Genomic DNA, 20097 nt, shown 5'->3' with positions numbered 1-20097 from the left:
GGTCACCTGCCCAAAAATATTCCCGCAGACCCGCCAGCGCTGAGGAGCGAACCACGTGAGTAGTACTGATGCCGGCGTTCGCGACGCGGTGGTCGACCAGGACGCCGCTGGCCAGACCGGTGGCACGGGTCTGCACATCTCCGGGTTGCACAAGGTGTTCCCGGTGGGGCGCAAAGAGGTCGTCGCCCTCGACAACGCCAACCTGCACACCGACAAGGGCAGCTTCCTGTCGCTCCTCGGGCCGTCCGGCTGCGGCAAATCCACCATCCTGCGCATTCTGGCCGGCCTGGAAGCGCCTACGAGCGGCACCACCCGGGTCGATGGCAAGAGCCCGCAGCAACTGCGGCAGGGACATCAGCTCGGCATCGCCTTTCAAGACTCCGCCCTGCTGCCCTGGCGCAGTGTGCGCGCCAACATCCGCCTCCCGTTCGAGGTCGCCCGCGTTCCCGTCGACGAGGCGTACATCGATGAACTGATCGCCCTCGTCGGCCTGCAGGGATTCGAGAAGGCCAAGCCCGCCCAGCTGTCCGGCGGCATGAAGCAACGGGTGTCGATTGCCAGGTCACTCGTACTCAAGCCCTCGGTGCTGCTGCTCGACGAACCCTTCGGCGCCCTCGACGATATGACCAGGCAGCGGCTCAACCTCGAGCTGCTGCGTATCTGGACGCAGAAGCCCGCCACGACCCTCATGGTCACCCACGGCATCGCCGAGGCCATCTTCCTCTCCGACCACGTCGCGGTCATGAGCGCCCGCCCCGGCCGGGTCAAGGAAGTCATCGACGTCGACCTCCCGCGGCCCCGGCTGCCCGAGATGATGCGGTCACCCGAATTCCACGCCCTGCACGACCGCGCCTCCGACCTGCTGTTCAGCGATGCCGCCGCCTCGGGCGACGACCGGTGATCCGCAATCAGCTGCGCGCCCTGCCCGCCTGGGCGACCGGCCTGATCGGGGCCGCGATCGTCCTGGCCCTGTGGTGGATCGGAGCCGTCACCGTGTTCGCCGACGTCGGCTCGATGCCCGGCGGCGCGGTACCGACCCCGCTCGATGTGCTCGTGCAGCTCGTCAGCGACGGGCCGGCGTTCTACCTGCCCCACGTCAGCGTCACCATACTGGAAGCGCTCATCGGCTTCGCCTGGGGTAACGGGTTGGCACTGGCCCTCGCCGCGCTCGTTCTGCTGCTGCCACGCATCGAAAAGATTGCGATGCAGGTCGCCGTCATCACCTATTGCATTCCGATCGTGGCAATCGGCCCGATCGCCTACATCGTGATCGGGGCGCCGAGCGCGGGCGACCCGGCCGGAACGGCGGTCTTTCTTGCCGCCATATCGGTGTTCTTCACCACGGTCATCGGGTCGCTCGTCGGCCTCAAGGCAGCGGATGCCGCCAGCCTCGACCTCATCACCGTCTACGGCGGCAGCAGATTCACCCAACTGCGCAAGGTGCGCCTCATCGCCGGGCTGCCCAGTGTGCTGACCGCCCTGCAGGTCGCCGCGCCGGCCGCCTTCATCGGGGCCATCCTGGGGGAGTACCTCGGCGGGGTCAGCCGCGGGCTGGGCATCGCCATGCTCGTGGCCGGGTCAACGGCCAACGTGGACCGCGTGTGGAGCCTCGCGCTCGTCGCCGGCGTCACCGCGGGGCTCGGCTACGCGATCTTCGCCGTCGTGCTGCGGTTCGCGACACCGTGGACGACCGGACGGAACAATCGATGAGCTTTACCCGGATAGCTCTCATAACGGTCGCGCGCGGCCTGCGAACCGGACTCATCACCCTGGTGCTGGTTCTGGTCGCCTGGCAGGGCCTGCTCCTGCTGCTCGACATTTCGCCGTTCCTGGCCAAGGGACCCCTCGACGTGTGGACCTGGCTCGTGACGGTCCCCGATGCCGCCGACAATCGGGCCCTCATCCTGGGCAACCTCGTGGTGACCCTCGGCGACGCTTTTCTCGGTTTCGTGGCCGGTCTCACCTGCGCCCTGCTCCTCGCCGTGCTGTTCACGCTGTCGCGGGGCATCGAGCACGCCCTCATGCCCATCGCCCTGCTGCTGCGATCGGTGCCGCTCGTGGCCCTCGTGCCGATCATCAGCCTCATCACCGGACGCGGCCTCACGACAGCCGTGGTGATGGGGGCTATCGTCGTGTTGTTCCCGGCACTCGTGAACATCGCGTTCGGGCTGCGTTCGAGTTCACCGCAGATCGGCGACGTGATCACCGTCTACGGCGGCAGCGCGTTCACGACACTGCGCAAGGTCGCGCTGCCGAGTTCGCTGCCATCCTTCTTCGCCGCGGTGAAGATCTCGGTGCCGGGGGCGATCACCGGGGCGCTGCTGGCCGAGTGGCTCACGACCGGCCAGGGACTCGGAAACTCCATCGTCGCCGCTGTCGCGAAGGTGCAGAATTCCGAGGTGTGGGCATCCGTCGTGGTGATCACCATCGTCTCCCTCGCCCTCTACGGCCTGGCCCAGGTGGTCGAGAACCTGGTCCTTCGACGCATGAGCATGGAGCAGAGCACCGCGGGCTGACGCAGCCCCGGGATTGGTCTCTGGTGTACAGGCGACCGGGCTTACAGCAGACCGTGCTCGGCGAGTTGGTTGGCGAGGCTCGATCCGTCTGGACCGTAGACCCACGGTGCCTCAGGGCCGCCCTCGATCAGCACGGCGTCGCGTGAGCGCCCGCCGGCGAGCACTGCTTCGCTCGGGGACAGCTGGCGGATGGCCACGGCCGCGACGCTGCCCGGATAGTCACGCTGGAAGTCGCTGTAAATGGCTTCGTCGTGCTGGCCGTCGTCGCCGATGAGAATCCAGCGCATGTTCGGAAATTGTTCGGCGAGCCGGCGCAGGTTATCCCGTTTGTGGGCGCTTCCGCTGCGGAACCAGCGGTCGTGGGTGGGGCCCCAGTCGGTCAGCAGCAGCGCCCCGGCCGGGTAGAGGTTGCGGGAGAGAAAGCGCGACAGTGTCGGGGCCACGTTCCAGGCACCGGTGGAGAGGTAGATCACCGGGGCTCCCGGCGTGTTCGACGCCAGTCGTTCCAGAAAGACAGCCATGCCGGGCGTCGGTACCCTGGCATGCTCGTCGAGCACGAAGGTGTTCCAGGCGGCGAGGAGCGGGCGGGGAAGTGTGGTGACCATCACGGTGTCGTCGACGTCGGAGACGATACCGTAGCCGATCGTGGGTGCCACGATGAAGAGGGGCGCTTCGACGACGGCTGAGGATTCGGTGTGCAGCTGGGCAGCGTGCCACCCGGCCGGCAGTGACACCAAAACGACGGTGTCGACGACCCCGCCCCGATCCGCCTGCACGCGATGGGTCTGGCCGCCGATCTCGATGGTGACGGTCACGTCGTTGACCGGAACGCTGGTGAAGCTGCGCCATCCACGAATGCCGGCGTCACGGCCATCCGCTCGGGGCCGCTTCTGACGTTTCGAGGGCTTTTCGGGCTTGGCCAGGAGTACCCGGCAGAGGATGCGCACCCAGGCGGTCGAGCCGTAGCCGGTGTAGGGAATGACGGTCGGCTGGTATCCGCGGCGGCGGGCGGAATGCTCACGGCGGTCATGCAGCCAGTCTTCGATGCGGGCCGCGCGGTGCATGATTCGCTCGGGACTGGGAGCACGCGGCGTGGCGTCTGGAGACTCTGGCACTCCTTCATTCTGCCACGTTGCTGTGCATCCCCCGATCAGCCCCGTGGGATTGGGGTTTTACCCCGTAGGATGGTGACGTATCTTCAAGGGGGATAAATGTCGCTTGGTGGCCTATTGGGTGAAGAGACCGGTGCAGCACTGCAGCAGGTGCGCACCGAGCCGATTCAGCAGCGCAGCGCTGCACGTCTGTCCGGTCTGCTCGATGCGGCTGCCGCCGTCGTGGACGAGGTCGGTTTTGACCGCATCACGACCGCGATGATCGCGGAACGTGCCGGTGCGTCCATCGGTACTGTGTACCGCTATTACCCCGACCGGGTCGCCGTTTTACACGCCCTGCACGAGCGTGCCGTGGTGCGCTTTCGCCAGCGCGTCGTCGACGAACTCGGCTCGAGCTCCCTCACCTCCTGGTGGGACGCGGTGGACTGTGTCGTGACGGCTTTCGTCGGCCTGTACCGCTCCGAACCGGGCTTTCGCATCGTCAACTTCGACGACCGGGATGGCGCTCCCAGCGCCGACGCTGTAGCGGATGCCGACTTCTTCGCGCGTCGCCTCGCTGATGTCCTCGTGAACGAGTTCGACCTGCCGGCCGGCGACGAACTGATCTTCCGCCTCGAAGTCGCCGTTGAAATGGCGGACGCCCTGCTTGCCCGGGCCTTTCACACCGACCCGGTCGGTGAGGAGCGGTTCATCGCCGAGTGCCGTCTCGTGCTGCGCAACTACCTCGACGGGTTCTACAGCCCGCACGCCCTGGGCCTTCTCGCCGCCGCCTCCTGATCATCGCTCACCGCCGGGCGCCCCACCGGGGTGCCCGGCTTTCTCGTCGGTGGAGGGCTGTGTTCGCTGCTGGATAAATCTTTTTGCGCAATCTGTTTTGCCTGTCGCCGCGAATAGTGATTGGGTTAGCATCTGCTGTGTGTTGACCCGACCCGACCCGAGGAGCGCGCCACCAGGATGATCGAATTCCACTCGGTGACCAAACGTTTCCCCGACGGCACCATCGCCGTGGACGACTTCAGCCTCGTGGTGCCCTCGCACAAGACCACCGTGTTCGTGGGTACCTCCGGGTCGGGAAAGACGACGCTGCTGAGAATGATCAACCGCATGGTTGACCCGACGAGCGGCTCCATTGACATCGACGGGGCCGACATCGGCACCCTGGAGCCGGTCAAGCTGCGGCGAAGCATCGGCTACGTCATGCAGAACTCGGGGCTGCTTCCCCACCGCAAGGTCGTCGACAACGTCGCTACCGTCCCCATGCTGCGGGGAATGCCCAGGAAGAAGGCCCGCGAGCAAGCGCTCGCGCTGCTCGACACGGTCGGTCTCGACCGATCTCTCGCTGAGCGCTATCCGAGCCAGCTATCGGGCGGTCAGCAGCAACGAGTCGGCGTGGCTCGCGGGCTCGCCGTCAACCCCAATATTCTGCTCATGGACGAGCCATTCGGTGCGGTGGATCCGATCGTGCGCGCCGAACTTCAGCAGGAGCTGCTGCGGCTGCAACGCGAACTCGGCAAGACCGTGGTCTTCGTCACCCACGACATCGACGAAGCCTTCCTGCTCGGCGACCAGGTGGTCATCCTGCGCACCGGGGGCAAGGTTGCCCAGGTCGGCTCCCCGGCACAAATTCTCGCGAACCCGATCGACGATTTTGTCTCTACCTTCGTCGGCGCCGAGCGTGGCAAACGCTCCCTGCACGTCGAAAACCACGGCAATGGCAACATTGTCGTCGACGAAACCGGGCGCCTGGCCGGGGTCCTCGTCGCATCACAATCAACGGCAGCGACTGCATCGGGTTCCGAGTCAAGGGCCGGTCCGCGCGGACCGGGTGCTTCGGTGCAGGGTGGGGATTCGCGGTGACCTGGATCTGGTCGAACCTGGACCTCATTTGGGATCGCACGTTCGATCACCTCATCCTCAGCGTGCCCTCGATCATCCTGAGCTTCGTGATCGCGCTTCCGTTCGGCTGGCTGGCGTATCGCTACCGGTCGAGTCGCGCGGTCATCCTCACCACGGTCGGGTTGCTCTATGCAATTCCGTCGCTGCCCTTGTTCATCGTGCTGCCCTTTATCGTGGGCACCAGCATCCGCTCACCGCTGAACCTGATCATCGCACTCACCCTGTATGGGGTTGCCCTGATGGTGCGGGTGGTAGCCGATGGGCTCGGTTCCGTCGACCGGGACGTGCGCCAGTCCGCGACGGCCGTCGGCTTCTCGGGCTGGTCCTCCTTCTGGCGGGTCGAGTTCCCTCTGGCCGGCCCCGTGTTACTGGCCGGTCTGCGCGTTGTGGCAGTCAGCACCGTGAGCCTCGCCACCGTCGGTGCCGTGATCGGCGCGCAGAGCCTCGGCAGCCTGTTCACCGACGGCTTCCAGCGCGGAATTGAGGCGGAGATCATCGTGGGCATCGTCGCCACCGTGCTGCTCGCCCTCGCCCTGGACGCGGCGCTTGTGCTGCTCGGACGCCTGCTGATGCCGTGGACCCGGCGCAGCGCGATCGGCGTCACTGCCCGCCCCGCCCCCGTCATCAGGGAGGTTGCGGCGTGACTTTTCTCACCGAAACGCTGGCCTGGCTGCTCGACCCCGCGCACTGGGTCGGAGCCGGTGGAATTCCCACGCGCCTGGCTCAACACTTGCTGTTCACTCTGGTGACCCTTGTCGTGGCCGCGGTGATAGCCGTGCCGATCGGCTTCCTCATCGGGCACACCGGTCGCGGTCGCGGGCTGGCCGTGGCCATCTCCGGCGCATTCCGCGCAATTCCCACCCTGGGACTGCTCACCCTCGTCGCCCTCTGGGTCGGCATCGGTCTGAACGCGCCGTATGTGGCGTTGACCGTTCTCGCTATTCCGCCCATTCTGGCCGGCGCCTACACCGGCTTCGAAGCCATTGATCGAAAAATTATCGATGCTGCCAGAGCGGTCGGCATGTCCGAGATGCAGATCGTGCTCAAGGTCGAGCTGCCGCTCGGGCTTCCCCTGCTGATCGGCGGCCTACGCTCCGCGACCCTGCAGGTGGTTGCCACGGCCACTCTCGCCGCCTACATCGCAGATTTCGGCCTGGGTCGTTACCTCTTTGAGGGTCTGCGAATTCGCGATTACGGTGAAATGCTCGGCGGTTCCATCTTGGTGATCCTGCTCGCGATCGTCTTGGAGGGCCTGTTCGCCCTCGCACAAAAATTGGTCGTTCCCCGTGGTGTCACGGCGGGGCGCCCCACAGACATACCGGGCGGATCATCCCGATCCCGCCCGGTGATGGAACTCACCATCGAGGAAGGAAACAGTCATGTTCGCAATGAATAGAGGCCGGCTCACGCTCATCGGCGCCGTCGCGGTTGGGGCCGTCGTAGCCCTTGCAGGGTGTGCGTCGGGGGACCCCCTGGCGGAACCGTCGAATAGCGCCGCCGCCGACACCATCGTGGTCGGATCTCAGGCGTACTACTCCAACGAGATCATCGCGGAGATCTACTCCCAGGCACTCGAAGCCGGCGGATTCACCGTCGACCGGCAGTTCCAGATCGGCCAGCGCGAGGTGTACCTGCCCGACATCGAGGCGGGCAAGATCGACGTCTTCCCCGAGTACAGTGGAAGCCTCCTCCAAGCCCTCGACAAGGAAGCAGTCGGCGGTACCAGCGACGAGACCTACGACGAGCTGCAGGCCGCCCTGCCCGACAACCTGCGGGTTCTTGACAAAGCCGACGCCTCCGACCAGAACTCCTGGACCGTCACCGACGCTTTTGCGAGCCAGTACGGCCTCACCGACATTGCCTCGCTCACCAAGGTCACCGAACCGATCACCGTGGGTGGCAATTCTGAGCTTGAAACCCGGCCCTACGGGCCAACTGCCCTGAAAGAGAAATACGGCATCAACATCGCCGGCTTCGTTCCGGTTGAAGACAGCGGCGGACCGCTGACCCTTAAGGCCCTCGTCGACGGTGATATCCAGCTCGCCAATATCTACACGGCCGACCCGAACATCAAGACCAACAATCTGGTCGCCCTCGCCGACCCCGACGGACTGTTCTTTCCGGACAACGTCGTGCCTGTCGTCTCCGAGAAGGTGGATGACAGTGCGGCAGCGATTTTGAACAAGGTCAGCGCGGCCCTGACGGCCGACACACTCGTGGACCTGAACTCACAGAGCAAGAACGACCAGCTGTCGGCCGACAAGATCGCAACAACCTGGCTGACCCAGGAAAAGCTCCTTTAGTCGACGTCGGCCTACGCCGCGAACAAAATGAATGCCGGCCCGGCCAAGAGCACCACCGACACGGTGAGTGCTCCGGCCGTGGCCGAATAGCGCAGCGGTACGGCCGGGTTCACCAGCCGCGCCACGCGCGGCATCACCTGCTGCGCCGCGTGCTCGGGCGCTGCCACCGGGCCCTTCTCGGTGAGTGAAGCGGATGCGGCGGCGCGCGCCGTCGCATCCGCTTCACCGAGAGAGGGGGCGGCGAAACCGGCCAGCGCGAAGCCGGTGAGGGCGATCGCGCGGGCCAGGGTGTGATCGTCTACTACGCGGCGGGCGTGATCGTCCGCAAGCATCTCCACCAGCAGCGCGACAGCATTCTCGGCGCGATTGGCGATGGGAAACCACGGCAGGGCGCTGTGCCAGCTCTTGAAGGCGAGCAAGACCAGATGGTGCTGCTGCACGAGGTGAGCTTGCTCGTGGGCGATGACCGCGCGCACCTGTTCCGCATCGAGCAGGCGCAGCAGGCCGTTGGAGAGCACGGTCGCTGAGTGACCCGCTCCGGGCAGGCAGTACGCGACCGGGGCCGGGTGGTCGATGACGCGCATGCCCGGTTGTCCGTGCAGCGGATCGCTCAGCAGCGCGATGAGGGTGTGGTGACGGCGCCGCTGGCGCTCGGCCCGCACGAACGTTGCCAACAGGTTCAGCAGCAGGTGCGTGCCGAGCAGAATGGCCGCTCCGAGCGCGAGCACGTGGCTGACGCTCGTGCCGACCGGAAGGGTTCCGGCCCGCAGGTCGCCACTGAGGGCGCTGACACCAGCGCCGAGATCGGCCCCGAAAGGAACGAGGCCGTAGAGCAGCAACGAGCCGATCATAGACAGTCCGCCCGACAATGCGATGGCCTGCCACAGCACGAGGGCCACGCCGGGGGAGCGTGCCGGCCAGCCGGCGCGAGCCAGGGCCAGCGGGACCGGCCAGGCCAACAGCAGGGCGATGACGCCGAGCAGGGCGGCGGCGGTGATCACGGGGAGTGCTGGCTGGCCCGGGTGGGTCAGTCGTTGTCGACGGTCGCCGTGCCGAGCAACTGGCGCAGGGTTTCTGCCTCCTGCGGGGTGACACCGCCGATGAAGCGCACGAGGGCCGCGTGGCGATCGGGCACCTGACCGAGTACCTCGTGCATGAGGCCGGCCGTGTGGGCGGCCCGGCTCATGGCTGCGGTGTAGGCGTGCGGGCGCACAGTGCGATCGCGGGTTACGAAGCCTTTGCCCTCGAGCCGGGACAGCACGGTCAAAATGGTGGTCGTCGCCAATGGCTTGGCCGGCCGCTCCGAGATCCGGGGGTTGATCAGGGCATCTTTGAGCTCGTTGGCCGTCAACGAGGTCGGGGAGTCCCACAGGACATCCATCATCAGCCTCTCGAGCACACCCAAACTTCCCATGTTGTGTACAGTACGCTGCGAAACTGTGATTTCTACGAGTTGTAGAAGAGTAGTGTTCTACGTAGCGTAGAAAAGTCAGCGCGCGTAACACAAACTTGCTGGAGGGCACATGAACGAGTGGTTGGATCCTTTACTCCTCTCACGGTGGCAGTTCGGTCTCACGACCATTTACCACTTTCTCTTCGTCCCACTCACCATTGGAATGGCCCTCACGGTCGCCATCTTCCAAACGGCGTGGGTACGCACCGATAAGGCCAAATACCTGCAGCTGACGCACTTCTTCGGCAAAATCTTTCTGATCAACTTCGCCATGGGCGTCGTGACCGGCATCGTGCAGGAGTTCCAGTTCGGCATGAACTGGTCGGACTACTCGCGCTTCGTCGGTGACGTCTTCGGCGCCCCGCTCGCATTCGAGGGCATCACCGCATTCTTCCTGGAGGCCACGTTCATCGGCCTCTGGATCTTCGGCTGGGACAAACTGCCCAAAAAGATCCACCTGGCGACCATCTGGCTCACCGTGATCGGCTCGATCACCTCGGCCTACTTCATCCTCGCGGCGAACGCGTTCATGCAGAACCCGGTAGCGTTCGAGATGAACGCCGAAAAGGGTCGCGCTGAACTCACCAGTATCGGTGAGCTCCTGACCAACCCGATCGTGCTGGCATCCTTTCCGCACACGATCTTTGCCTGCTTCATGGTCTCGGCCGGCCTGATTATCTCGGTCGCCGCCTGGCACCTCGCCCGCAACCAGCACTTCGAAACCATGCGGCCGGCGCTTAAGTTCGGCATGTGGATGATGATCATCGCCGGAATTCTCACGACGGTATCCGGCGACCAGCTCAGCCTGATCATGACCGAAGTCCAGCCGATGAAGATGGCCTCGGCCGAGGCCATGTACGTCACCGCGACCGGTGCGAACGCCTCGTTCTCGATCTTCACCCTCGGAACCCCCGACGGTGTGAGCGAGCTGTTCTCGGTGCGCATCCCATACCTGCTCTCGTTCCTGTCGACGCACACAATGGACGGAACCGTCGAGGGAATCAACAACCTGCAGGCACAGTATGTCGACGTCTACGGCCCCGGCGACTACACCCCGACCATCTGGGTCACCTACTGGTCCTTCCGCTGGATGATCGGCCTCGGCCTCGCCCACATGCTGGTGGCTATCGCCGGCCTGTTCTTCACCCGCAAGAATGCCGCCAAGCCGGCCCGCCCGTGGATGTGGAAGGTCGCCATCTGGAGCTTCCCGATGTCGCTGCTCGCCATGAGCGTCGGCTGGACCTTCACCGAAATGGGCCGCCAGCCCTGGATTGTGTTCGGACTCATGCGCACCGAAGACGGCATCTCGCCCGGCGTGACCGGTCTGGAAATTCTGATCTCGCTGATCGTCTTCACCCTGCTCTACGGAATTCTCGCGGTGGTCGAGTTCAAGCTCATCCTCAAGGCCGTTCAGAAAGGCCCGGACGATGCTCCGGTTCACGATGCTGAATCCGGCGTCGCCAAGCAAGCTGTCACGGTCTACTAGAACGGTTAGCAGGAATACAAGATGGATCTCACAATTCTCTGGTTTTGGATCATCGCCGCGTTGTTCATCGGGTACTTCGTACTCGACGGCTTCGACTTCGGGGTTGGCATGTCCCTGCCGTTCCTCGGCAAGGATGACACCGATCGCCGCGTTCTCATCAACACCATCGGTCCGGTCTGGGACCTCAACGAAACCTGGGTCATCGTGGCCGGCGCGGCCCTGTTCGCGGCCTTCCCGGAGTGGTACGCCACAATGTTCAGCGGGTTCTACCTGGCCCTGCTGCTCATCCTGGTCGCACTGATTTTGCGCGGTGTCTCGTTCGAATACCGGCACCAGCGCCCCGAATCCACCTGGAAGAAGTGGTTCGACGGCATGATCATCGTCGGCTCGGCCGTACCGGCCCTGCTTTGGGGTGTGGCCTTCGCCAACGTCGTTCGCGGCGTGAAGCTCGATGCGGACCACGACTACATCGGCACGTTCTTCGACCTGCTCAACCCCTACGCTCTGCTCGGTGGCGTCACCACGTTGCTGCTGTTCTTCGTGCACGGGGTGGTGTTCATCTCGCTCAAGACCGAGGGCGACATTCGCGTTCGAGCACGCAAACTGGCCACCAAAGCCGGAATCGTCACGATCGTCGTCGCGGCCAGCTTTCTGGCCTGGACGACCCTCGCCTACGGCACCCTGGCATCCACTCTTTTCGCCGCCCTTGCCGCTGTCGCACTGATCGCATCGTTCCTGGCCAACCTGCGCGGCGCCGAACGGCTCGCTTTCGGCTTGATGGCCGGCACGATCGCTTTCGCCGTCCTCACCCTGTTCGCGTCGCTCTTCCCCGACGTCATGCCGGCCAGCAACGACCCGGCGAACAGTCTCACCATTGCCAACGCCTCCTCGTCGTCGTACACGCTCGGCGTAATGAGCTGGACCGCACTGATCGGGATGCCCGTCATCCTGCTCTACCAGGGCTGGACCTACTGGGTGTTCCGCAAGCGCATCGGCCGGGCCCACATCGAGGTCGCCGTACACTAAAGCAGTGCGCCCCCTGGATCCTCGCCTTCTTCGTTACGCCTCGGCAGCGCGCCGGTTTCTTCTGATCGGTGCGCTGCTGGGTTTCGCACAAACCCTTGTCGTGATCGCGTTCGCCTGGCTGCTGACCCGGGCGATCACCCTCGCGATCGCTGGACAGTTCGTCGGCGAGATCATTCCGACCCTGGCCGCTTTGGCCGGGGTCGTTGTGCTGCGATCGGTGCTCATCTGGCTGCTCGAACTCGCAGCCAATCGCGGCGCCGCCCAGGTGAAGAGCCAGTTGCGGGCCCTCGTCCTGGCCAAGCTGGCAGACCGAGGCCCCGACTGGGTCGCGTCCCGGCAGAGCGCACGCCTCTCCACCGTCGTGACGACCGGTCTCGACGCGCTTGACAACTACTTCGCCCGGTATCTGCCACAACTGCTGCTGACCGTGATCGCGACCCCGATCCTGATCGCGGTCATGCTCTGGCAGGACCTCGGCAGCGGTCTCACCGTGCTCATCGTGCTGCCGGTCATTCCCGTTTTCATGATTCTGATCGGCCGGGCCACCCAGTCGGTGCAGCAGGAACAATGGCAGGCGCTGCAACGCCTCTCCACCGGATTCCTCGACGTGGTCGGCGGGCTTGGAACCCTCAAGATCTACGGCCGGGAACGGCGCCAGTTCGATCGCATCCGTTCCATCACCGAGGAATATCGCACCCGCACCATGAAGGTGCTGCGGGTATCCTTCCTGAGCGGCTTCGTGCTTGAACTCGCCGCGAGCCTCTCGGTCGCCATCATCGCCGTGTCGATCGGTCTGCGACTCATCGACGGCGCGCTGCTGCTCGGCGTCGGCCTGTTCGTTCTGCTGCTCGCCCCGGAGGCGTTTCTGCCGTTGCGCCAGGTGGGCGCACAATTCCACGCCGCGGCCGACGGCCTCGCCGCCGCCGAAGAACTGTTCGCGATTCTCGACGACGAGGCCGTGCCGGCAGCGACTGCACTTTCGTCAGCGCTTTCGACGGTGCCTCCGACAGCGGATGCCGCGGGCGCTCGCACCGCTGCTCCGGTCGAGCAGCTCGGCCCCCGTCCCGGTTCCGGGTCGGGGGCGCTCCGCCTGGCGGGCGTCTCGGTACTGCGTGGCGACACCATCGTGATCGACCGGCTGCACGCAGAATTTGCCCCCGGCGAGCTGAGCGTCGTGCGCGGCGTGAGCGGCGTCGGCAAATCCACCCTGGTTGCGGCCCTCCTCGGTTTTGTGCCGGTGACCGGCGAGCTCAGTCTCGGCGGCGTGGCCGTACCGGCCGGGCCCGGGCGGCCGTGGCTCGCCTGGGCCGGCCAGAAGCCCGGCCTCTTTCGGGGAACGGTGGCCGAGAATGTGGCGCTCCGCGCGGCATCCGCTGACCCGACGGTGCCCGATCAGATGGCACCATCGCGGACGGTACCCGACCCGGTCCTGATCGCACAGGCGCTGCTCTGGGCTGGTGCCGCTGACGTTTCGCCCGCTACGGTGCTGGGGGTGAACGGTGACGGCCTGTCGGGCGGTCAGGCGCAACGCGTCGCAGCAGCCCGGGCAATCTACCGTGCGCTCGCGAACGATTGTCACGTGCTGATTCTGGACGAACCGAGCTCGGCGCTCGACGCCGCCGCGGAAGCCGGTCTGCTGGCCGGGCTCCGCCGCCTGGCCGACCAGGGGCGCGTCGTGATCGTCGTCAGTCACCGTTCGGCCGTTGCGGCCGAGGCCGACCACGAGATCGAATTGCAGGAGCTGATTCATGTCTGACTCGATGCCGGGCGCGGCGGCCCGCGACGTGTTGCGCCTCGCCCAGCCGCGCCCGCGCTGGTTTACCCCGGGACTGATCGCGGGCATCGGGAGCGCCGTCATGGCCGTGGCACTGCTGGCCTGCTCGGCCTGGCTGATCACCCGCGCGGCCGAAATGCCGTCGCTGGCCTTTCTCGGGCTGGCCGTCGTCGGGGTGCGCGCCTTCGCCATCTTTCGGTCGGTGTTGCGCTATCTGGAACGGTTGACCAGCCACGATGCGGCGTTCCGGCAGCTGGCCGAACTGCGGCTGGGTATCTTTCGACGCATCGTTCCGGTCGCCCCGGCCGGGCTCGCGAGCACCGGACGCGGCGACCTGCTCACCCGCCTGGTGCGTGACGTCGACGACCTGCAGGACCTGCCGCTGCGCGTCGTGCAGCCGCTTCTCGTGGCCGGCCTGACCGCCCTGCTGAGCGTTATCGGCATCTGGCTGATCGTTCCGGCCGCCGGCCTCACCCTGCTCGTCTGCCTGCTGCTCGCCGCAGTTCTCGGAACGATCCTCTCCGGCAGACTGGCGGCCACGGCCGACCGCGAGCTCGCACCGCTGCGCGGAGCCCTCGCCGATGAAGTGCTCGAGGTCATCGAGAACCTGGACGTGCTCACCGCCTTCGACGCCCTGAGCCCGCGCCTGGCTCAGCTCGCTCGCACCGATGCGCGCCTGCGCCGCGCCACTCTGCGCCGGTCGGTCGGGGTGGGCGTACAGTCCGCCGTCGTCTCGCTGTTCGCCGGTCTTGCGACACTCGGCGCGCTCTACTTCGGCATCCCGGCGCTCGGTACCGGCGGCGGGCTGCTCAGCCCCAACCTGCTCGCCCCGACCCTGGTCGTGGCCGTACTGGTACCCATGGCCGTGTTCGAGGTCTTCGGCATGATTCCCCTCGCCGCGTCGGCCTGGCGTCAGGTGCGGGTGAGCGCGCGACGCGTGGCTGATGTCGTGCCGGCTTCCCCGCCCGCTGAGATTCCGGTCGACATCGAAAATTCGTTGGCGCTGCCTGAGTACGACCGGGATGAGTTCGTGCTGGAACTGACCGACGTCGGCGCGCACTGGCCAGGCCAGACGGAACCCGGCGTGGCCGGCGTGAGCCTGCGCCTGGCTCCGGGTGACCGCGTGCACCTCGCCGGGCCGAGCGGCGCCGGAAAGACCACTCTCGCCCAGGCCCTCGTTCGGTTTCTCGACTACACCGGGTCGTATCGGCTCGGCGGGGTCGAGGCACGGCTGCTCGCCCAAACCGAGGTGCGGCGCATGGTCGGACTGTGCGAGCAGCGACCGTGGTTGTTTGACGACAGCATCCGTCAGAATCTGCTGTTCGCCCGCGATACCGCCACCGACGCCGAGCTTCTGGCGGTGCTGGCCCGAGTCGGACTGGCCGACTGGGCCGCGCAGCGCGGCGGCCTCGACGCCCGTGTCGGCGAGCGTGGGGCGCTCGTCTCCGGGGGGCAGGCCCAGCGCATCGCGCTCGCGCGGGCGCTGCTCGCCGACTTTCCGGTGCTCATCGTCGACGAACCCACCGCCAACGTCGACAGTGCAGGGGCGGATGCCCTCGTGCGCGACATCCTCACCGCGGCGGCCGACGCCCACCGCGCGGTGCTGCTCATCTCGCATACCCCCGTGCCCGACGACCTCATCACCAGCCGCGTGACCATGCCGTTTCGCGGGTGAGCAGCCGCAGCGCTCAGTCCATGTGGCGCGATTCAAGGCGGTGCAGCCACTTCTTGATCAGATAGACGAGCAGCACGAACAGGGCGATGACGCCGACGAACAGGTAGCCGGCGAAGTGCAGCTGCCCGCTCAACTCGCGGTAGCCGCCGGCCGCCGCCGATCCGACGCTCACGTAGGTGAGCGACCAAAGGACGCAGGCGGGGACCGTCCAGGCCATGAAGGTGCGGTACCGCATGCGACTCGCGCCGACGGTCACCGGAATGAGCGAGTGCAAAACAGGAAGAAACCGGGAGATGAAGACGGCCACACCGCCGCGCCGATCCAGGTAGTTCTCGGCCCGAATCCAGTTGCGTTCGCCGATGCGTCGACCGAGTCTGCTGCCCCGAATGAACGGGCCGAAGTGGTGCCCGAGGGCGAAACCGATGCTCTCCCCAGCCAGGGCGCCGACGATGACGGCCACGACGAGGGTGACGAATTCGACCGGGCCGGTGACCGCCGTGCTGGCCACGATCACGATGGTGTCGCCGGGGACGACCAGACCGACGAGCACCGAGGTCTCCAGCAGCATGCCCAGAAAGGCAAGCAGCGTTCGAAGGACCGGGTCGACGCCGGAGACGGTGTCCAGAATCCAAGTGAGGATGTCATTCATTTCTCCCAGCCTACGTGCACGGCGTGATTCGACAAGGTCGCCCGACCAGCGCCGTCGCCGTCGTGCCCGCGCGGCAAAGCTAGGCTGGTCAGGTGACCGTGCAGAGCAAGCTCCTGGCCGGCTGGTGGGACCCCGCGGCCGTATTCGCGGCGCTCTACGCCGACGAGGGGTATGCCTTCTGGCTCGATGCCGGCCCGGGAACACGCACCGGCGTCAGCTACCTCGGGGCCGCCTCGCCCCGTTCCCGTTTCGTCACGGCGTCGGTCGGAGCCGGAACGGTCACCAGCCGGTACCTCCACCCAGCGGATGCTGCGCCGCCGGACGTCACGCACGAGACAATTTTCGAGTTCCTGCGTCGCGATCTGGCCGGGTGTGACGACGCGCCGAGCGCGAGCGACGGGTTCGAGCTCGGCTGGGTCGGCTGGCTCGGCTACGAACTCGGCTCAGCCACCGTCGGCACGCCAGCGCACCCGTCGCGCTACCCCGATGCGGCATTGCTCGAAATCGACCGCCTCATCCGGTTCGACCATCATGAACGCACGGTGACCCTCGTGGCCCGCCCGAACGCCGGGTGCGCAACCGCGGTCGCCGACTGGTTCGGCCAGACGCTTGCTGCCCTGGCGACGATTCCGGCGGCGACCGCGCCGACCCGTGCAACCGCGCCGGCGGCATCCGCTGTTCCGCGCTGGCGTCACCAGCCCAGCGACTATACCGCCCTGATCGAGACCTGTCTGGCCGCCATCCGCGACGGCGATGCCTACCAGCTGTGCCTGACCAACGAGATTCGGGTACCTGGGCGGTGGCATCCGGTCGACACCTACGGCGTCTTGCGCTCCGGCAGTCCGAGCCACCACGGCGGTCTGCTGCGATTCGGCGATCTGGCGCTGCTCAGCGCGAGCCCCGAACAATTTCTTCACGTCGGGCGGGACCGGCGCATCCGCACCAAGCCGATCAAGGGCACCCGCCCGCGCTCGACCGAGCCGAGCGAAGACGACCGGCTTAAACGTGAACTTGCCGCGAGCGACAAGGAACGCGCCGAAAACCTGATGATCGTCGACCTCATGCGCAACGACCTCGGACGCATCGCCGAGCTTGGCACGGTCGCGGTGTCAACGCTGCTCGCGGTGGAGAGCTACCCGCACGTGCACCAGCTGGTCAGCACCATCGAGGCTCAACTGTCACCGGGGGTCACCGGGCTGGACGCCATCGAGGCGTGTTTTCCGGCCGGCTCCATGACGGGCGCTCCGAAACGAAGCGCGATGACTATTCTCGACGCGCTCGAGGGGGGCCCGCGGGGCATCTATGCCGGTTCCTTCGGGTATATCGGGCTTGGTGGCAGCATTGATCTGGCCATCGTCATTCGCAGCATCGTGCTCGATCCCGCCGGCGCGAGCATCGGCACCGGCGGCGGAATCACCGCCCTCTCCACCGCCGCCGAAGAGATCGAAGAGACCCGAATCAAGGCGGCCGCACTGCTGGCGGCCCTCGGTGTCGCCGCGTCCGAGTAATCTAAGGGGTGTGCCCGTGCGCTTTGTCGTGCGTGCGCCCGAGCGCATGCACCGCCGTGCACTCGAACCATCCCCGCAATGAATGAGAGTCACGTGGCACACGAGCACGAAAGCGTACGCATTGACGCGCGCGACGAGAGCGACGAAGAAGTGTACGACTTCTCGGCGATCCAGGCGAAGTGGCAACCCATCTGGGACGAGCTCGCTCCGTTCAAGACCAGCGCCGAGGGTGACACCCGCCCCCGCAAGTATGTGCTCGACATGTTCCCCTACCCGTCCGGCGACCTGCACATGGGGCACGCCGAGGTGTACGCCCTCGGCGATGTCGTGGCACGCTACTGGCGCCACCAGGGGTTCAATGTGCTGCACCCCATCGGCTGGGACTCCTTCGGGCTGCCAGCCGAGAACGCCGCCATCAAGCGGGGCATCGACCCGCGCGGCTGGACCTACGACAACATTGCGCAGCAGAAGAAGAGTATGAAGCTCTACGCGACCAGCTTCGACTGGGACCGCGAACTGCACACGAGCGACCCCGAATATTACAAGTGGACCCAGTGGCTGTTCCTGCAGTTGCACAAGAAGGGCCTCGCCTACCGCAAGGACAGCTGGGTGAACTGGGACCCGATCGACCAGACCGTGCTCGCCAACGAGCAGGTGCTGGCCGACGGCACGAGCGATCGCAGTGGCGCCGTCGTGGTGAAGAAGAAACTCACCCAGTGGTATTTCAAGATCACCGACTACGCCGACCGCCTGCTCGACGACCTCAACCAGCTCGAAGGTACCTGGCCGGCCAAGGTGCTCAACATGCAGCGCAACTGGATCGGGCGCTCCATCGGAGCGGACGTCGACTTTCAAATCGAAGGTCGCACGGAACGCGTCACCGTGTTCACGACCCGGCCGGACACCCTGTTCGGTGCCACGTTCATGGTCGTCGCGCCGGACTCCGACCTCGCCGCCGAACTGGTCGCCGGCTCCAGCGCCGACGTTCAGGCCGCGTTCGGGGACTACCTCGTGCAGGTGCAACGCAGCACCGAGATCGAGCGTCAGGCCACCGATCGGCCCAAGACCGGCGTGTTCCTCGGGCGCTACGCGATCAACCCGGTCAACGGCGAACGCCTGCCCATCTGGGCGGCCGACTACGTGCTCGCCGACTACGGCACCGGCGCGATCATGGCCGTTCCGGCCCACGACCAGCGCGACCTCGACTTCGCCCGCGCCTTCGACCTGCCCGTGCGCGTTGTCGTCGACACGAACTCCCCGGCCACCGGCATGATCCCGGTGATCACGCCGGGCATGCTCGACGGCACCGAAGAACTGCCCGAGCTCGACCCGCTGAGCACCGGCATCGCCCTGGCTGGCGAAGGCCGCCTGATCAACTCCGGTGCGCTGAACGGGCTGAGTAAGATCACCGCCATCAAGCGCATCATCGAGAAGTTGGCCGCCGACGGGCTCGGCCGGGCCGCGAAAAACTACCGCCTGCGCGACTGGCTCGTCTCCCGTCAGCGCTACTGGGGTGCTCCGATCCCGATCATCCACGGCGCCGACGGTGCCGAGATCCCGGTGCCGGAAGACCAGCTGCCGGTGCTGTTGCCGCCGGCCGAGGGCCTCGATCTGAAACCCCGGGGCACGTCGCCACTGGGCGGCGCCGCCGACTGGGTGAACGTGCCGAACCCGATCGACGGCACTCCGGCGACCCGCGACGCTGACACCCTGGACACCTTCGTCGACAGCTCCTGGTACTTTCTGCGGTTCCTCAACCCGAACGATGACACCAAGGCCTTCGACCCGAAGGAAGCCGAGAAGTGGGCGCCGGTCGACCAGTACGTCGGCGGTGTCGAGCATGCCATCCTGCACCTGCTTTACGCGCGCTTCATCACGAAGTTCCTGTTCGACGAGGGCTACGTGAGCTTCACCGAGCCCTTCACCGCGCTGCTGAACCAGGGCATGGTCATTCTCGACGGCGCCAAGATGAGCAAGAGCAAGGGAAACCTGGTCTACTTCACCGAGGAGATCGCACAGTACGGTGTCGACGCGGTGCGCCTCACGATGGCGTTCGCCGGCCCGCCGGAGGACGACATCGACTGGGCCGACGTCTCGCCCGTTGGCTCGGCCAAATTCCTGGCCCGCGCCTGGCGGGTCGCCCGTGACGTCACGAGCGCGCCCGACGTTGAGTGGAAGACCGGCGACGTCACCCTGCGCCGCGTCACTCACCGCTTCCTGGCTGATGCGCCCGGCCTGGTGGAATCGTTCAAGTTCAACGTCGTCGTCGCACGTCTGATGGAACTGGTCAACGCCACCCGCAAGGTGATCGACACCGGTGCCGGGCCAGCGGATGCCGCCGTGCGCGAAGCCGCCGAGGCCACCGCCATGGCGCTGAACCTTTTCGCCCCCTATGCGGCCGAAGACATGTGGGAGCATCTCGGCTACGAGCCGTGCATCGCCCTCGTGCCGTGGCGCAAGGCCGAGCAGACCCTGCTCGTGCAGGAGTCGGTCACCGCGGTCGTTCAGGTCGACGGCAAGATGCGCACCCTGCTCGACGTCTCGCCCAAGATCTCCAGCGAAGACCTCGAAAAGCTGGCGCGGGACTCGTCCGCGGTCATCCGCTCGATCGGTGAGCGCGAAATCATCAAGGTGATCGTGCGCGTACCCAAGCTCGTCTCGTTCGTCACCCGAGGCTAACGCCCAGCGCGGAAGGGTCG

General features: G+C 66.2%; 18 protein-coding genes. 14 read left to right on the top strand and 4 right to left on the bottom strand.

Annotated elements, in window-relative coordinates; all coding sequences use genetic code 11:
- The first annotated feature begins 88 nt into the window (after positions 1-88).
- Genes E3O25_RS07595 through E3O25_RS07585 form a run of 3 tightly spaced genes read left to right on the top strand, consistent with a single transcriptional unit; the run spans position 89 to position 2516 of the window.
- On the top strand, positions 89-901 hold the full coding sequence (locus E3O25_RS07595; RefSeq protein ID WP_134360903.1) for an ABC transporter ATP-binding protein: 813 nt from the start codon (positions 89-91) through the stop codon (positions 899-901).
- Positions 898-1710 carry an ABC transporter permease gene (locus tag E3O25_RS07590; RefSeq protein WP_241988535.1) on the top strand — a complete coding sequence of 271 codons (813 nt, stop codon included), beginning with the start codon at positions 898-900 and terminating at the stop codon, positions 1708-1710. The genes E3O25_RS07595 and E3O25_RS07590 overlap by 4 nt, the downstream gene beginning before the upstream one ends.
- A complete protein-coding gene (locus E3O25_RS07585) occupies positions 1707-2516 on the top strand; it encodes an ABC transporter permease (RefSeq protein WP_092110035.1) in 810 nt (269 codons plus the stop codon). The genes E3O25_RS07590 and E3O25_RS07585 overlap by 4 nt, the downstream gene beginning before the upstream one ends.
- 41 nt (positions 2517-2557) lie before the next feature.
- On the opposite strand, the gene E3O25_RS07580 is transcribed toward E3O25_RS07585, so the two are convergent.
- On the bottom strand, positions 2558-3580 hold the full coding sequence (locus tag E3O25_RS07580) for an App1 family protein (RefSeq protein WP_092110033.1): 1023 nt from the start codon (positions 3578-3580) through the stop codon (positions 2558-2560).
- Between the two features lie 147 nt (positions 3581-3727).
- Between E3O25_RS07580 and E3O25_RS07575 the strand changes: the two genes are divergently transcribed.
- The 5 genes from E3O25_RS07575 to E3O25_RS07555 all read left to right on the top strand — a co-directional run bounded on the left by E3O25_RS07575 (position 3728) and on the right by E3O25_RS07555 (position 7827).
- Positions 3728-4405, top strand: coding sequence for a TetR/AcrR family transcriptional regulator (locus E3O25_RS07575; protein WP_092110030.1), 678 nt, complete (start codon positions 3728-3730; stop codon positions 4403-4405).
- Between the two features lie 177 nt (positions 4406-4582).
- The gene (locus E3O25_RS07570) at positions 4583-5485 is read left to right on the top strand and encodes an ABC transporter ATP-binding protein (protein WP_092110028.1); all 903 of its coding nucleotides are present in this window, start codon (positions 4583-4585) and stop codon (positions 5483-5485) included.
- A complete protein-coding gene (locus E3O25_RS07565; protein WP_134360856.1) occupies positions 5482-6168 on the top strand; it encodes an ABC transporter permease in 687 nt (228 codons plus the stop codon). The genes E3O25_RS07570 and E3O25_RS07565 overlap by 4 nt, the downstream gene beginning before the upstream one ends.
- A complete protein-coding gene (locus E3O25_RS07560; protein ID WP_092110024.1) occupies positions 6165-6920 on the top strand; it encodes an ABC transporter permease in 756 nt (251 codons plus the stop codon). Before E3O25_RS07565 ends, E3O25_RS07560 begins: the two co-directional genes overlap by 4 nt.
- Positions 6904-7827, top strand: a complete 924-nt coding sequence (locus E3O25_RS07555) for an ABC transporter substrate-binding protein (RefSeq protein WP_241984053.1) — start codon at positions 6904-6906, stop codon at positions 7825-7827. The genes E3O25_RS07560 and E3O25_RS07555 overlap by 17 nt, the downstream gene beginning before the upstream one ends.
- A gap of 11 nt (positions 7828-7838) precedes the next feature.
- Here the strand turns inward: E3O25_RS07555 and E3O25_RS07550 are convergent, their stop codons facing one another.
- Both E3O25_RS07550 and E3O25_RS07545 read right to left on the bottom strand, forming a co-directional pair.
- Positions 7839-8828 (bottom strand): M56 family metallopeptidase, encoded by a 990-nt coding sequence (locus E3O25_RS07550; protein ID WP_134360855.1) that lies wholly within the window; start codon positions 8826-8828, stop codon positions 7839-7841.
- 26 nt (positions 8829-8854) lie between these two features.
- Positions 8855-9241, bottom strand: a complete 387-nt coding sequence (locus tag E3O25_RS07545) for a BlaI/MecI/CopY family transcriptional regulator (RefSeq protein WP_092110020.1) — start codon at positions 9239-9241, stop codon at positions 8855-8857.
- A 109-nt stretch (positions 9242-9350) separates the two neighbouring features.
- Between E3O25_RS07545 and E3O25_RS07540 the strand changes: the two genes are divergently transcribed.
- The 4 genes from E3O25_RS07540 to cydC are packed head-to-tail and all read left to right on the top strand — an operon-like array spanning position 9351 to position 15241.
- Positions 9351-10766, top strand: coding sequence for a cytochrome ubiquinol oxidase subunit I (locus E3O25_RS07540; RefSeq protein WP_134360854.1), 1416 nt, complete (start codon positions 9351-9353; stop codon positions 10764-10766).
- Positions 10767-10787: 21 nt separating this feature from the next.
- The gene (cydB, locus tag E3O25_RS07535; RefSeq protein ID WP_092110016.1) at positions 10788-11792 is read left to right on the top strand and encodes a cytochrome d ubiquinol oxidase subunit II; all 1005 of its coding nucleotides are present in this window, start codon (positions 10788-10790) and stop codon (positions 11790-11792) included.
- A 4-nt stretch (positions 11793-11796) separates the two neighbouring features.
- Complete coding sequence (cydD, locus tag E3O25_RS07530) at positions 11797-13548, top strand: thiol reductant ABC exporter subunit CydD (protein WP_092110013.1); 1752 nt, start codon at positions 11797-11799, stop codon at positions 13546-13548.
- Positions 13541-15241, top strand: coding sequence for a thiol reductant ABC exporter subunit CydC (cydC, locus tag E3O25_RS07525; RefSeq protein WP_241988534.1), 1701 nt, complete (start codon positions 13541-13543; stop codon positions 15239-15241). Before cydD ends, cydC begins: the two co-directional genes overlap by 8 nt.
- Positions 15242-15254: 13 nt before the next feature.
- Here the strand turns inward: cydC and E3O25_RS07520 are convergent, their stop codons facing one another.
- Positions 15255-15890 (bottom strand): DedA family protein, encoded by a 636-nt coding sequence (locus E3O25_RS07520; RefSeq protein ID WP_092110011.1) that lies wholly within the window; start codon positions 15888-15890, stop codon positions 15255-15257.
- Between the two features lie 92 nt (positions 15891-15982).
- Here E3O25_RS07520 and E3O25_RS07515 point away from each other — a divergent pair, with 92 nt between their 5' ends.
- Together E3O25_RS07515 and leuS are read left to right on the top strand one after the other, a co-directional pair.
- The gene (locus tag E3O25_RS07515) at positions 15983-17398 is read left to right on the top strand and encodes an anthranilate synthase component I family protein (protein ID WP_241984055.1); all 1416 of its coding nucleotides are present in this window, start codon (positions 15983-15985) and stop codon (positions 17396-17398) included.
- A gap of 78 nt (positions 17399-17476) precedes the next feature.
- On the top strand, positions 17477-20077 hold the full coding sequence (gene leuS / locus E3O25_RS07510; RefSeq protein ID WP_092110009.1) for a leucine--tRNA ligase: 2601 nt from the start codon (positions 17477-17479) through the stop codon (positions 20075-20077).
- The last annotated feature ends 20 nt before the right edge of the window (positions 20078-20097 follow it).

The organism is Cryobacterium sp. TMT1-3 (assembly GCF_004402315.1).
GTDB lineage: Bacteria > Actinomycetota > Actinomycetes > Actinomycetales > Microbacteriaceae > Cryobacterium > Cryobacterium luteum.
The sequence above is the reverse complement of the archived record's forward strand: the minus strand, read 5'-3'. Positions and strand labels throughout refer to the sequence as shown.